Source organism: Mycobacterium lentiflavum (genome assembly GCF_022374895.2).
Taxonomy (GTDB): domain Bacteria; phylum Actinomycetota; class Actinomycetes; order Mycobacteriales; family Mycobacteriaceae; genus Mycobacterium; species Mycobacterium lentiflavum.
In genome coordinates this window covers 3,185,875-3,199,836 of sequence record NZ_CP092423.2, presented here as the reverse complement: position 1 = coordinate 3,199,836, position 13,962 = coordinate 3,185,875, and the positions used below count along the sequence as shown (strand labels likewise).

Genomic DNA, 13,962 nt, shown 5'->3' with positions numbered 1-13,962 from the left:
CCTCGGGGACCGCCCATTTGCCGTAACCATGTCCCCCGAGTGGGCATTTTTGGCGCATAGTCACTGCAAACCCGGCGCACCCGCGCCACGCTTGCCACCGTGTCAGGCATTGATCCCGGCGGTCAGGATGGCGGCGAGTTCGCGGTAGGCGCTGGCGTCGTCGAGACCGGTGCTGGCGCGCACCCTGCGCTGCTGAATGCGCACCATCATCGTGGCCGCCAGATCGGCGGCGAACGCGGCATGCACGTCGCGGAACTCACCGTCGGCCACCCCGGCGGCGATCAGCTCCTGCACACGCCGGGCGGCCAGCGCGGTGTTCGTCTCGTATACCTCGCGCGCGGGGGCGAATCCGTCCAGGTCGGCCATGAACTGATCCGAGGCCGCGTCCAGAGCGGTACCGACCGCCGACAAATACGCACTGATCTGCGCGCGCGCTCCACGCACCCCGGCGACGGTGGCCTCCACGTCGTCGGTAGCTCGCCGGAAAAACAACACCGTGGCCGCACGTACCAGCTGCTCTTTGCTGTCAGCCAGGGTGTAAAGCGTCGACTTCGAACACCGCAACCGCGCAGCGATGTCATCCAATGTCAAGTGCGCAAAACCCTCACCCAGCACCAGCGTTACGAGCTCATCGAACAACGCCGCACGCCGCTGTGTCCCGAATGTCGGGGTTGTGGAACGGCTCACTCCTCGATAGTACTGCGACGCCCCGTACGGTACCCTCCCATCTGTACTGATAAATGTAATGCAGTACTATTCGGCGTATCGTTAGGAGTGCCCGGTGGCCGTTGACCGCATACTGCCCACCCAGGAGGCGCAGGCGCTCATCGAGCTGGCCCGCGACATCGGCGCCAAGACGCTGGACCCGATCGTCGATGACCACGAAGCCAAGGAGACCTATCCCTACGAGGTGTTCGGCACCTTGGGCGCCGCGGGGCTGCTGAGCCTGCCCTACCCCGAACAGTGGGGCGGCGGTGAGCAACCCTACGAGGTGTATCTACAGGTACTCGAAGAGCTCGCGGCGCACTGGGCCGCAGTCGCGGTCGCGGTAAGCGTGCACAGCCTGTCCTGTCACCCGCTGATCGCGTTCGGCACCGAAGAGCAGAAGAACGCCTGGCTGCCCGACATGCTCGGCGGATCGCAGGTCGGCGCCTACAGCCTCTCGGAATCCCAGGCCGGATCCGACCCAGCGGCGTTGACGTGCAAAGCCGTTCGCGTCGGCGGCTGGTACCGCATCTCGGGATCCAAGGCCTGGATCACCCACGGCGGCATCGCTGACTTCTACACCCTGTTCGCCCGTACCGGTGGGGACACCGGCGGCACGATCTCGTGTTTTCTGGTGCCCTCCGGTATCGAAGGCCTCAGTTTCGGCAGCCCCGAAGCCAAGATGGGCCTGCATGCGGTACCGACCACGACCGCGGCCTACGACGACGTGCAATTACCGGAGGAGCGCCGCATAGGCGCAGAGGGCCAAGGCCTGCAGATTGCGTTCAGCGCCCTGGATACCGGGCGCCTGGGCATCGCGGCATGCGCGACCGGACTCGCCCAGGCCGCACTCGATGCGGCCGTCAGCTACGCCAGCCAGCGAACCACGTTCGGCCGCAGAATCATTGAGCACCAAGGATTGGGATTCCTGCTGGCCGACATGGCCGCCGCCGTGGAATCCGCTCGCGCCACCTACCTGCACGCCGCCCGGCGCCATGACGCCGGCTTGCCATATTCGACCCAGGCCAGTATCGCCAAACTCATCGCGACCGACGCGGCGATGAAGGTCACCACCGACGCTGTTCAGGTCTTCGGCGGCGCCGGCTACACCCGCGACTACCGCGTCGAGCGCTACATGCGCGAAGCGAAGATCATGCAGATCTTCGAAGGCACCAACCAGATTCAACGACTCGTCATCGCTCGCAGCCTGACCCGCCGCTAGTCACGGCCACCTACCCGCGGCCCGCACCACACGGATCGCGAACCGAAAGGAAAACATCTTGGACATCCACGACACCGTCGCCGTGGTGACCGGTGGGGCCTCCGGGCTCGGGCTGGCCACCACCAAACGGCTCCTCGACGCCGGCGCCTCGGTCGTCGCACTCGACCTCAAGGGCGAAGACGCCGTCGCCGACCTAGGGCCGCGCGCTCATTTCGCCGAAACCGATGTCACCCAACCAGATTCGGTCACCGCCGCCCTCGACATCGCCTGGAAACTGGGCCCGGTGCGCATCGCGGTCAACTGCGCCGGGGTGGTCAATACCCTCAAAACCCTCGGCAAAGACGGCCCCTTCCCACTCGAGGACTTCCGCAAAGTCGTCGAAGTCAATCTGATCGGCACCTTCAACGTCATCCGCCTGACCGCCGAGCGGATCGCGGCGACCGACCCCATCGGCGAGGAACGCGGCGTCATCGTCAACACCGCATCGGTGGCCGCCTTCGACGGCCAGATCGGCCAAGCTGCTTACTCGGCATCCAAAGGCGGTGTGGTCGGCATGACCCTGCCGATCGCCCGAGACCTGGCCCGCAACTTCATCCGGGTGGTCACCATCGCACCCGGACTGTTCATGACACCAATGATGGCCTCGCTGCCCGAAGCCGCGCGCGCCTCACTGGGCCAGCAGGTGCCTCACCCCGCCCGCCTCGGCGACCCCGACGAGTACGGCGCCCTAGTCACCCACATCGTGGAAAACCCGATGATCAACGGTGAAGTGATCCGCCTCGACGGCGCAATCCGCATGGCACCGAGGTGATCTGATGGCCATCACCACGAAATTCACCAAAGTCTTCGGCGTCGACGCCCCGATCGCTCAGGGCGGTATGCAATGGGTGGGACGCGCCGAACTCGTAGCCGCCGTCGCCAACGCCGGCGCACTGGGCTTCATCACCGCGCTCACCCAACCCACACCCGGCGATCTGGCCAACGAGATCGCCAAAACCCGAAATCTGACCGACAAGCCATTCGGCGTCAACCTCACGATCCTGCCCTCGATCAACCCGCCGCCCTACGACGAGTACCGCAGGGTCATCGTCGACTCAGGCGTGAAAATCGTTGAGACGGCGGGTTCCAACCCTGCACCGCACCTGCCGATGTTCCACGAGCATGGCATCAAGGTGCTGCACAAATGCACCTCGGTGCGCCACGCCGTCAAAGCCCAAAGCCTCGGCGTCGACGGCATCAGCATCGACGGATTCGAATGCGCCGGACACCCCGGCGAAGACGACATCCCCGGACTGGTCCTCATCCCGGCCGCATCCCGCCAGATCGACATCCCGATGATCGCCTCCGGCGGCTTCGCGGATGCCCGCGGGTTAGTCGCGGCGATGGCGTTGGGCGCCGACGGCATCAACATGGGCACCCGGTTCATGTGCACCGCCGAATCCTGCATCCACCCCAACGTCAAACATGCCATCGTCGCCGGCGACGAACGCGCAACGGAACTGATCTTCCGGCCGCTGCGCAACACCTCCCGGGTAGCCTCCAACACGGTCTCGCGGGAAGTCGTCGAAATCCTCAACAACGGAGGACAATTCGACGACATCAGCCACCTTGTCGCCGGTGTGCGCGGCCGCAGGGTGTTCGACGACGGCGACCTCGACGCCGGCATCTGGACCGTCGGCACCTCCATGGGGCTCATCGACGACATCCCCACCTGCGCCGAACTGATCAGCCGCATCGTCGACCAAGCCGAGCAGCTCATTGCCGGGCGCCTAGCACAATCCATCACCACACCCTCGGAGGTTGCCGTATGACCGCCCCTGCCATCTCACGCTGGCTCGAATTCATCGAGCGCGGAGAACTCGACGTCCTGGACTCACTGATCGCCGACGACGCCGTTTTCTACTCCCCGGCCGTCTTCACCCCCCAGCAAGGCAAAAAACTCGTCGCCAAATATCTGCTGGCCGCCGAACGCATGTTCCATGGCACTGACTTTCACTACGTCGGGCAATGGAAAACCGAGCGCTCCGCTGTCCTGGAATTCGCGGTCAACATCGACGGCGTTCACGTCGAAGGCATCGACATCATCGCCTGGAACACCCACGACCAGATCACCTCGGTTAAGGTGATGGTTCGGCCCCTCCAAGGCCTACAGCACGTCGTCACCAAAATGGGTGAACTGCTCGCCGGCGGCACACACTGACCCCGTGCGGCGTCGCTAGACCTGCGGCGGCGGTAGCCGCGAAATACTGATGAAGCGAGCGCGGTCTTTCGGTGTTCTGCGGTAGTGATCCGATGCTGAGCGGTTCAGTCTGGAATCCGGCTAGCCTCTCGTCACGTGACGGAAGGGCGCCGTGCTCGGCCCCCGCCCGAGCAGGCTGCGCATGTAATTGGGTGGTTCGGCTGGCCGGCAGCTGGTCAATACTTCGCGGGTGAGCGTTGGGTGGCGAACGAGTCCACGCAGAACAGCCCGTACGTGAGATTCGAGGGATCCGCGTCGACGATGACTCGCAGTTGCGCTGCGATCGGGCCGGTTTCGTGGTCGGTATCAATCTACTGGCGGTCTCTTCAACCACGCAACGCTGGCATCGGCCGCGCTGTAAAGTTCAGCCTCGGCGCTTGCAACCGACGTGGCTGGGCCACAACGCGGGGGAGCGCTCGGCGGTGCTGAAAAACTGACCGCCTTCGTCGCACCAGTTACGCAGAAGCTTGACGGCCCAGTCGAATTCGGGTGACAGTTTGCACTGTTCGTCGCCGTGGTCCCGAACGCTTGGTTCCTTGGGTTCAGCGCACTGTAGAAGTGCCGTAGTTGCCGTAGGCCAGCACATGCGGATTCGGCCCAAGCCGGTCAGATCGAGCATGTCCAGGTCGCGGCGTCGGAGCCCCGTAGGCGTAGCCGATCTCGAATGCGATCGAATCACGCAGCACCGTCAGCCAACGCTTCGAACGGATATGAACGGACCCCGCGAACCGGTCAACGGCGAATGAGAGTCGGTCATCGGTGGGCACGGCTGGCAGCAAATTGGGCCAACGTCTGGTAGCCGAAGACAGAACGTCGGCGGCGGTGGTTTAGCGACTCCGCCGTCGAGCCAGGTCGGGCAATGCTGGATGAAGTGCAATCCGAGGTAGCCAGTCCATGAGCATCAGGCCATCATTGTCCCCGGGGCGACGTCGACTGAGCGGATGCGCCAGCCTGCGCCAGTGCGGACATAGGTGAGATCCATCGCAAGAAACGCCTGGCGGGTGTCACTGTCGGACTTTCCCACGACCGACATCCGCCAGCGGCCAAACGCGCGGTTTCCGTACACGTCAATGATCGGGTTGGTGAAGCTGTGCATTGAAAATGTTTGTGCCGCAGTTTCTTTGCGCACGCTGTCGATGATCGCGTCCAACCCGGTAACGCTGATATTCATGGCGGGCGCGTTCCAAGTGGCGTCCTCGGCGAAGATGTGCGGCAGCTGCGCGACGTCGACGCCACGACCGTTCCAGCCGGCGTCCACCGCGAGCGCGTACCGGGCCATCAGCTGCTGGATCGTGACCACAGCTTCGAGCCGTTCCAGTCGCTGCTCGAGTGAGGGCTGCGACGCCAGTGAGGCGACCCGGCTGAACGCCTCACGCAGCGCGGTTTCCGGGGCAACCGGGATTTCTGTTGTGCGCCAGGCGATGTAGCCGTCGGGGCGGATGAGCGTCGCGCCAGTCGGGCCCAGCCCGTAGGCCGTTGGGAAGGCGCCGTCATCCGTCACGTCGGCGCCGATCACCGTGCAAGTGATGCCCAGCCCAGCTGCGGCTTGCCGCCAGCGCGGCTCCTTGGTCAGCAGTACCCAGTCGCGCTGGAACAGATCCAGCGTCGAGAGCCGCTCGCCCAAGCGGGTCAACCAGACATGCGGCGCCCGGGTACCTGGCTGTCCCGCCCACTCGTTGGGGCGGCGGGCCGGCGGGAGGTCGGCGCCGGCCCCAATGATCGCCGAGGAGCGGTAGAGCTGGCCGAACTCCATCGCGTCGTCGTCAAGGATTTCCCCCTCGCCGATGGCGCCGTAAGCGTGGTCGGGGCGGGCGAAGATCTGCTGGTGGCGCAGCCACGCGATGGGACGGCGCTCGGCGTCGTAGCTGTCCAACAGGGCGGCGGTCGACTTCTCGTGCAGCACTGACGCCAGCTTCCAGGCCAGGTTGTTCGCATCGTCGATACCGGTGTTGGCTCCGTAGCCACCTCGGTTGGGTGGCAATGCGTGCGCGGCGTCGCCGGCCAGAAAGATGCGTCCAGATGAGAATCGGTCGGCGATCAGCCCGCTGACGTCCCACCGGCCGGTGGCGACAAGCTCGACCGGCACGTCCCCGACACCGAGGGCACGTCGCACGAAGCCGATCAGCGTGGCGTCGTCACGCTCGACGTCGTCGTCGAACATGAGGATGAACCGCCCGTCGGGGTATTGAGCGAGCAGGCCGCCGAAGTTGGGCTGCTGCACCGAAAATTGCACGATCGCGTTGGCGCGCGCTTCCTCGATGCGAGTACGTAGCTCGTCTGGGATCTCAGCGCGAAAAAGCACGCTGCGCATTGCCCGCAGTGCTCCGCGGCCGCTGCGCTCGATGCCCAGTGCCTCCCGGATCCGACTGCTGGCGCCGTCGGCGGCCACCAGGTACGACGCGCGCAGTGTCGCCTCGGCGCCGTCGGGACCGCGCAGTCGGGCGCACACCCCGGCGGGATCCTGGTCGAAATTGATGAGGGTGGTACCCATCCGAAGGTCGACGCCGAGTTCGGCGGCGCGTCGGCGGAGCAGGGGTTCGAGTTCGTCCTGCGACATGCGGGCATTTGTGTGCGGGGAGAATCGGGTGCTCGGCGTTCCGCCGTTCGGCGTCCACGGTTGTTCTTCCTGCCACGGCCCGGACAGCGTTTCGACCCGGACTCGGCGGGGCTTGCTCGCCGCGACATCGGCCTCGGGGATGTGGATCCCCACCGCGGCGAACAGTTCCATGGTGCGTGGAGTCCAGCCGACGGCCCGGGGATGCGGTGAGCTGCCTATATGCTTCTCTACCAGCACTACGGGCACTTCGCGGCAGGCTAAAAACAAGGCGGCCGATAGGCCCGTCGGGCCGCCGCCGACCACCAACACGGAATCGCTCACACCTTCTCCTTCGATACGCTGTATATGCAATATACAGTGTATCGATTGATAGGGTGTATCTCCAGAAGGGTTGGGATAATGGCAGCGAAACCGGAGAACGGCCTGCACCCGATGGCGGTCTGGGAGCGGCCCGAGCCGGTGGTCCGGCCGGCGCCGACACCGCTGAGCCGAGACGCCATTGTGGCGGCCGCGATCGCCTTGGCCGACGAGTACGGCCTCGCCGAGGTGTCGCTGCGTAAGGTTGCCGCCACGCTGGGCGTCGGCCCTATGCGGCTCTACGGCTATGTTGCGACCAAGGACGAGTTGCTACAGCTCATGGTCGACGAAATTTGGGGCGAGATCGAGGGACCGTTACCGGGTGGGTGGCGCGAGGTGCTCACCGAGGTCGCCCATCGGATCCGGGCGGCCAGCCGCACCCACTGCTGGTTCGTCGGTTTGCTAGGTGGTCGGCCCCAGTTTGGTCCCTATGCGTTTGCCCATCGTGAGGAAGTGTTCGCCGCGTTGAGCCGTAGTTTCGACAGCATCGAAGTGGTGCTGCATGCCTACCGCACGGTGCTCGCGTACGTGACGGGTGCGCTGCAAAGCGAACACCATGAGCTGCGCTCCGAACAGGATTCCGGGCTCGACGAGAGTGCCTGGCAGGTGGCGTCCTGGCCGTATCTGCGGCGCATGCTCGCAACCGGGAACTATCCGACGCTGGTCCGGATCGTGCAGGAGGCTAAACATCCACCCGTGGAGACTCAATTCGAGAATGGGCTGAACACGGTGCTTGCCGGGGTCGCGACCCAGCTACCGGCTTAAGCGGTGCCGACGATGAAGGTCTCGAGCTCAAACCTTGCGGGATGAACCGGCAACTCGTCAGCCATGTCGACAACCATCCGAGATCGTATAGACGATCGACCGAACCCGGGACAAAACCCCGCCGCCTCAATACAATTCGTCACAGTGACGTATTGCGCACGACCCGGCAGGGCGCGGCAGGGTGTGGGCTACCGGCCATGGCGCTGGGCGATCGCGGCTCGCTCAAGATTTCACCTAACACCCGAATCATTCACTAAGTGATTGAAAGGTACGGCTCGTTCGGGACTGGAGGCGCCGGAACAGTTGCCGAGAAGTACGCAGATGGGCCAATCGTCAACAGGTGCGAGCGCGTTCACTCGATGCAACTCGTAACGGTTTATGCCGATAAGCGACATTATGTCAACTAAACGTCGTCGTATCCTCTAGTGCGTCCGCGACATCTTCGTCGCCGACTGCCGTCAACTACGTGACAGTATCGGCAACGACCGCATCACCTACCACGAGCAGTCCGGAGCAATCACTACCAGTCCCTGAAGCCAAGCCCGCACGACATGCGCTGCTCAGCCACATCCAAGCCACCGTCAATGCACCACGGCACGACGACGACCGCCGCTATCGTCTCCAGTAGGAAACCTGATGGGCCACAAAGCCGCCTTCCTGCACGCCTCCACAGTCGTCTTTGGCCCCGATCAGATCCGCTTCGCTCTCTCCCACGCGCCAGAGCCATTCGCATCCGACCCCGAACCCAAGCTCTCAGGGATGAACAAATTTCAGCCGCACGCCCTGACCATATCCCGAGGCAGCCATTGGTCCGACCGCCGCCGATTCACCGACGCCGTCCTGACGCGCGCCACCGGCAGCGGCGCGATCGCGAACCGATGCGACACCGTCGCTCACGAGGAAGCCCTGTCTATCCCCGACAACCTTGACTGGCCACAGTTTCACGCTGCAATACAACGCATTTCGCGGCGGATCATCCTCGGCGACAACGCTACCGACGACGAACAAATCTCGGCACAACTGGCGACGCTTATGACTAAAGCCAACCCCCCCGGCAAGGGAGACCCCAAGCTCTTCAGCACATTCCTAGCCGCACTGGACCGCTACGTACAAGCCGCAGCAGCCAACAGTTTGGTCGGACAATTCGTCGCGGCACCCGCCAGCGACATAACTCATCCGACCCATCAAGTCATTCACTCGATGTTCGCGATGGGTGACACCCTGGCCATCAACCTCTGGCGTTGCCTAGCACTGCTAGCCGCTCACCCCGCCATTCTCGCGAAGGCGCAGAACGGCATCGACCAACAAACTAGTCACGACTACCTCATCGGCTGCCTATCCGAAGCGATGCGCCTATGGCCCAGCACACCCGTACTGGCACGAACCCTAACTCGGGCTACTGAGTGGGATGGCGCGACAGTTCCCGAAGCAACACAAGTCATGATCGTCAACACCTTTAACCACCGCGACACCAGCCGGTTCCCCGAGGCCGACCACTTCAATCCCACCGCCTGGACCGAAGGATCCGCTAAATCCTCTTGGTCATTCAACTTCTTCAGTCACGGCCCGCAAGGATGTCCCGGAGCCGACCTTGCGCTGCAACTCGGCGCCGTCGTACTGACAGCATTACTGAGCGAGCGCAGCCTCGCGGCTACCGGCCTCGACCTCAACCCACACACACCGCTGCCCTTGACGCTTGACCACTCACGCCTGCAAATTCGACTGACACCTCGACAACGAACACCCCGGCAGCGCTGCAAACCAACCTAATTCAGACGTGGCCGCGGGGCCTGATTAGCTCAGAGCCCCGCGCCGCTGTCGCGAAAACCACGTCGAGCACTCGGACACAGGCGTTTGCGCCTATACCGATATGTCATCCCGACACTCACCTATCCCCTGTTCGCAGGCTGGGCACAGGTGGTCACCGCGCCTACGGTGGGAATATGCAGGGTTACCAGTTGACGACGGCAATTGCATCTGCCCAATCAACTGTGTCGCGACGACGCGGTTGACGCTGCTCACGCGGCACGGCGTCGCCGACCGTACCTCAGCTTGTGCACCCGATGACAGGCGATTCGCCGAAAGACCCGGAGGGCAAATTCAGCCCATGTCGACCCAGGTAGTGAGGGCTAGAGCACCAGAGCCTGACACAAGCAGCAGGATTACATCGAACGGGCGAAGCCGCGGAGGTTCTGCAGCGCCGATTCGAATTTCGCGAGCGATAAGGAAAAGCGGGACCGTCACACTGATGGCGACGAAGACTCCGCCGACAATATAGAGCCAGACGAATCGCACTCCGTATTTCCTCGCTTCGACAACGATAAGGATGACGACGGACATGCTGAGCATGAGCGCGTCGGCGGTGATGTTGCGCGACGCAGCATTGACCTTGGTGTCCTGCCAGAAGGTGCCGAAGAAGGCGGCGCCGCTGTGTGTGTAAGCGACGGTCTGGCTCCATGTCGCAATAAGCGCCAGGAGCGCGATGAGCGCGTACACGGCGCACAACATTTTGCGAGCGAGGGGCATCGATGCGGGTTGAACCGTCTCGGTCGTTGTCATGGACACACGCTAGGGGAACTCCAAAGCTGGCTGCTGGAAATTGAACAGATGTGGAAGCGGTTCAGGACTTGACGCCTAATCTCATCGGAAGTCGCCGGATTATTGCGCGACGATTCGGCTGGGACCGGTTGACGAACTAGCGGCGCGTCCGGGCTGCTCGCTTCAGTTCGGGTCACTTTCCTTCGAAGCCGAGAGCCCTCCGTTCGCACCCGGGAGATCTCCGAGATGCTGCTGGAGCGCAGTGCTGAGCGCAGTGATCGTTTGCTCGAACATGTCCTCCTCGGATTCGGCGGTTTCGACGGCCGCCTCCTGCGCCTTGTGCAGGGCCTCGTTGATGCGCTGCTTCACCGTGTCGGCGCCCAGTCGCAGCAGGCCGTGCTCGATATGTAGACCGGTTAGCCAGCGCGCTCCGTTTACGGTTACCCTGACCGTCGCGGTCTCGTCTGTGGCGGTAAAGGATTTGTTGATCGTGCGGTACTGACTGTCATCGAGTGCCGAGATAACTTCCTGCGTGTGCTGCAGCACCTCGGCAAGCTGCGGGCCGGTTTCGCCGGGCATCGGAAAATCCTTACTTAAAGAAGACCGTTTGGCCGGAGCATATCGACAGGGTTCTCGGTCGGCAGCCACTCTTGGTGTACAACGCTTGAATGCTAGATGTCCCGCAGTAATTTGGCGTACGGGCTTCGATGACGCGCTGTTAAGCTCGCGAAGCAACTAGCATGACCCGATCTGCACTCCACGCACGCCGAGTGAGCCTTCGAGCGCGGTCAGATGCATCGAGTAGGAAGGGGTGACCATGCCGGCGGATGCGGCTATGGCGGCGGCGGTGCTCAGGGTCATTATTAACGTTACGACCGCGTACAAAAGCTCCGAGGATAACGATCCGGCCGGGTCGGCGGCGGCTGGATTTGCAACCTTCCAGACTGTGATGACAGAAGTCGGGAGGCAGTGGGCAAAAGGGGAACTCAAGGCGTTTCTCGACAAGAAGCCGACCGTTTTGCTAGAGAATGGCATCGCGTTAGTGTCTGCTCTGGAATTTGTCAACGGCTGGTCAACTCCTGAAAGAGCGTCGACGCTTAATACGTCCAGAGCGTTTTTCGATTCAGCTATTTCAAAGCTGGAACTGGCCGCACCGGACAAGAATCGCTGGCACGGCAAGGCCGCAATGGCGTACGGGGTAACGAACGATCGGCTAAAGGACGCTGTGCGAGCAGCGATGGAGGCAGATAAAGCCCTCCAAAACTGGGCGAAGTCACAGTCCGAGATGGTGATGGGCATTCGGTCGCAATTCTCGTATACCAGAACCGGGTTGACCGCGTGCCTTTTTGTCGCCTACGCCGTATATTCTTACGTCCTCGCGCAAACTCTGGCGGCCAGTAGTGTAATTTTTCCCATCTCGGCGGCATTGGCTCAGGAAGCCGCGCTGTCTGCTACCCGGACTTTTCAGAAGGGTGCAGTCGGAGCCGCATTGATCGCTTTGGTCGCCGAGGCAAGCTACCACATGGCCGAGATACATTCGACCACGGATGCATGGGAAAGCGACGTGCAAGCTAAGTACGACGCCGCTCTCAAAATGGTGCCGATTTTTTCCGACACCGCTCCCCAAACTGTCGCTCCCACGACACGCGCGACAACCATGCCGACCTTTCACTCGCCTAGAAGCGGTGAGGTCCCGGTGCCCTCCTCGGTGTCGTCTCCTGCGCCCGACCGCCTCAGGGGATACCCCGTTGCCGGCGGTAAGGGCGGGTACGGAGGCGACGTGACGAAGAAACCCTCGCACGCGCAAGCACCCACCGCGCCGTCCGCCCCCGACGCACCGGCCCAGCCGGCCACGCCAGTGATGACACCGGCCGCGATGAGTGCGGCGGGCAACGTGGTCCAACAGGTCGGCCAGGGGCTTCAGGGCGCCGCCTCGCAGGCCACCAACGCTTTCAAACAGACCGCAACCCCCGGGACCAAGGCCCCGGACAACGAGCTGACGCACGGCGAGAAGGTCGACGGTGCCGGTGCGGCGGTCGGCGCCGAAGGGGCAACGCGTGCTCCCGTCGATGCGGCGGTCGATCCGCAGCATCCGCACGAGCCACTCCCGCCGGTCGAATCGGCAACGCGGCCGAAGCCATAGCGAGCAACCTTCTGCCCCAATGAATTTGCACCTGAAGGAGACCGCGCCGTGCCGGACCTAGTAGTCGACCCAGACGACATCGCAAACATACGGCAATGCCTGAAAGAAGCCCGGGAGCGGATAAATGCCGCGTTTGACGCACCCGATGACGCCTTTCGAATCAAACTCAGAAATACCCACGGCATAACCTCGCGCGAGGGCGTCGACGGCATCCGGCATATATTGGCGCGGAGGCGCGAAGACGTCAGAAGCCGATTGAACCGTTCGCTAGACGACTGTGACGACGCGCTCAAAATGGCCGCCACAGCGTATCGGACGACTGATCACACCCATGGCGCCGCTCTTGACGAACAGCTTCAGAGAGGCGGCTGACTGCGATGTCGCACTCCGCGGACGACCAGGAAGATATCTCTGCGCTGGTTTTCTTCAACAGCAACCAGTCCAGTCCGAGCGATGACCTGGACCGGCAGGCCCTGATTTTTGGTGACGGCGACGACGGCAGCCAGGGGTCAGCCGCTGATGCCCTGCGCGCGCAGCTGACTGCCGAACCCCAAGACACGACAACCGACGTGGATGCGATTCGTCCGGCGACTCACGTCGCCACCGACGACTCACAGAGCGGGACGGACGGTCTGGTCAAGGTGACCAATCCTGCCGGAAGCGTATCGGCTATGGCGCTGGTGGACGGAAGTGTCGTGCTGATCGATCTGAGCCCGAAGGTGACGAAGATGTCTGAGGCAGCGCTCGCCGACGAGATCCTTGTGGTTGCCGATTTGGCCCGACAACAAGGACTGGCGGCACAACAAACCTTCATGGCTCAGGTCATGCAGGCATTACGGTCGAATATCGACCTCGGGGCCGCGGACGAGCTCGTCGCAAGTCTGAAGTTGCCGACGCAGCAGCAGGCCGATGCGGCGCAGGCGGAGGTTTTCGCCACCCGTTACGCTGCCGACACCGACTGAGCGGTCTACGTGAGCCCTCGAATTGAGGCGCGGTTCGATAACGCCCGCATTAGATTAATACCATACCCCCTATGGTATGTCTATGCGGCGAGCGCGCGGCCAGGCACTGGCTGCGGCTCCTCGCGAGCAACGCCTCCCCTGCCCTTTCTCGACCGACTCGCGGCTTCATCTGGTGAGGTATACGTCGGAACTGAATATGGCGGTTACCAGCAGAAGGCCTGAGGTTCCACACACGAGTTTGTGGGATCCTTGCGGTCGTGTGCCAATCCACGGTCTGTCATCAGCTGCATCTGCTGGTCGGTTTCTTCAGCGGCAGCCCACTGCTGATAATTGGCGGCTCGTTGATAGCCGCGATGTCCTTGTATCGGCTGGTGGTTCGCGGTCGGCTGATCCAGCTGCTGATTGCCGTCGGATTGGGGGCCATCGCCATCCTCGGCATCGTGCTGTTCTGAGCTTTCGCCACTAATGGATCAC

At 63.0% G+C, this 13,962-nt stretch carries 14 protein-coding genes; 10 read left to right on the top strand and 4 right to left on the bottom strand.

What is annotated here, in order from left to right; all coding sequences use genetic code 11:
- Positions 1-102 precede the first annotated feature (102 nt).
- The gene (locus tag MJO58_RS15000) at positions 103-687 is read right to left on the bottom strand and encodes a TetR/AcrR family transcriptional regulator (protein ID WP_239719896.1); all 585 of its coding nucleotides are present in this window, start codon (positions 685-687) and stop codon (positions 103-105) included.
- A gap of 94 nt (positions 688-781) precedes the next feature.
- Between MJO58_RS15000 and MJO58_RS14995 the strand changes: the two genes are divergently transcribed.
- Genes MJO58_RS14995 through MJO58_RS14980 form a run of 4 tightly spaced genes read left to right on the top strand, consistent with a single transcriptional unit; the run spans position 782 to position 4,127 of the window.
- A complete protein-coding gene (locus tag MJO58_RS14995; RefSeq protein ID WP_239719895.1) occupies positions 782-1,927 on the top strand; it encodes an acyl-CoA dehydrogenase family protein in 1,146 nt (381 codons plus the stop codon).
- 58 nt (positions 1,928-1,985) lie between these two features.
- Complete coding sequence (locus MJO58_RS14990) at positions 1,986-2,738, top strand: 3-hydroxyacyl-CoA dehydrogenase (protein ID WP_239719894.1); 753 nt, start codon at positions 1,986-1,988, stop codon at positions 2,736-2,738.
- A gap of 4 nt (positions 2,739-2,742) precedes the next feature.
- On the top strand, positions 2,743-3,738 hold the full coding sequence (locus MJO58_RS14985; RefSeq protein WP_239719893.1) for an NAD(P)H-dependent flavin oxidoreductase: 996 nt from the start codon (positions 2,743-2,745) through the stop codon (positions 3,736-3,738).
- Entirely contained in the window at positions 3,735-4,127 is a 393-nt protein-coding gene (locus tag MJO58_RS14980; protein WP_239719892.1) for a nuclear transport factor 2 family protein, read from the top strand. Before MJO58_RS14985 ends, MJO58_RS14980 begins: the two co-directional genes overlap by 4 nt.
- A 940-nt stretch (positions 4,128-5,067) precedes the next feature.
- Here the strand turns inward: MJO58_RS14980 and MJO58_RS14975 are convergent.
- Positions 5,068-7,044 carry an FAD-dependent monooxygenase gene (locus tag MJO58_RS14975; RefSeq protein ID WP_239719891.1) on the bottom strand — a complete coding sequence of 659 codons (1,977 nt, stop codon included), beginning with the start codon at positions 7,042-7,044 and terminating at the stop codon, positions 5,068-5,070.
- A 78-nt stretch (positions 7,045-7,122) separates the two neighbouring features.
- Between MJO58_RS14975 and MJO58_RS14970 the strand changes: the two genes are divergently transcribed.
- Together MJO58_RS14970 and MJO58_RS14965 are read left to right on the top strand one after the other, a co-directional pair.
- Positions 7,123-7,845 (top strand): TetR/AcrR family transcriptional regulator C-terminal domain-containing protein, encoded by a 723-nt coding sequence (locus MJO58_RS14970; protein ID WP_239719890.1) that lies wholly within the window; start codon positions 7,123-7,125, stop codon positions 7,843-7,845.
- Positions 7,846-8,481: 636 nt separating this feature from the next.
- Positions 8,482-9,615 (top strand): cytochrome P450, encoded by a 1,134-nt coding sequence (locus tag MJO58_RS14965; RefSeq protein WP_239719888.1) that lies wholly within the window; start codon positions 8,482-8,484, stop codon positions 9,613-9,615.
- A 330-nt stretch (positions 9,616-9,945) separates the two neighbouring features.
- On the opposite strand, the gene MJO58_RS14960 is transcribed toward MJO58_RS14965, so the two are convergent.
- Complete coding sequence (locus tag MJO58_RS14960) at positions 9,946-10,404, bottom strand: DUF2834 domain-containing protein (RefSeq protein ID WP_239719886.1); 459 nt, start codon at positions 10,402-10,404, stop codon at positions 9,946-9,948.
- Positions 10,405-10,566: 162 nt separating this feature from the next.
- The gene (locus MJO58_RS14955; protein ID WP_259608703.1) at positions 10,567-10,962 is read right to left on the bottom strand and encodes a YbaB/EbfC family nucleoid-associated protein; all 396 of its coding nucleotides are present in this window, start codon (positions 10,960-10,962) and stop codon (positions 10,567-10,569) included.
- A gap of 238 nt (positions 10,963-11,200) precedes the next feature.
- Between MJO58_RS14955 and MJO58_RS14950 the strand changes: the two genes are divergently transcribed.
- The 4 genes from MJO58_RS14950 to MJO58_RS14940 all read left to right on the top strand — a co-directional run bounded on the left by MJO58_RS14950 (position 11,201) and on the right by MJO58_RS14940 (position 13,940).
- Positions 11,201-12,526: an EspA/EspE family type VII secretion system effector gene (locus MJO58_RS14950; protein WP_239719885.1), complete on the top strand. Its 1,326-nt coding sequence runs from the start codon at positions 11,201-11,203 to the stop codon at positions 12,524-12,526.
- Between the two features lie 48 nt (positions 12,527-12,574).
- Positions 12,575-12,898 (top strand): type VII secretion target, encoded by a 324-nt coding sequence (locus MJO58_RS28815; protein ID WP_350355894.1) that lies wholly within the window; start codon positions 12,575-12,577, stop codon positions 12,896-12,898.
- Between the two features lie 5 nt (positions 12,899-12,903).
- On the top strand, positions 12,904-13,488 hold the full coding sequence (locus MJO58_RS14945; protein ID WP_239719884.1) for a hypothetical protein: 585 nt from the start codon (positions 12,904-12,906) through the stop codon (positions 13,486-13,488).
- Positions 13,489-13,745: 257 nt separating this feature from the next.
- Positions 13,746-13,940, top strand: a complete 195-nt coding sequence (locus tag MJO58_RS14940) for a hypothetical protein (protein ID WP_239719882.1) — start codon at positions 13,746-13,748, stop codon at positions 13,938-13,940.
- Positions 13,941-13,962: the final 22 nt, after the last annotated feature.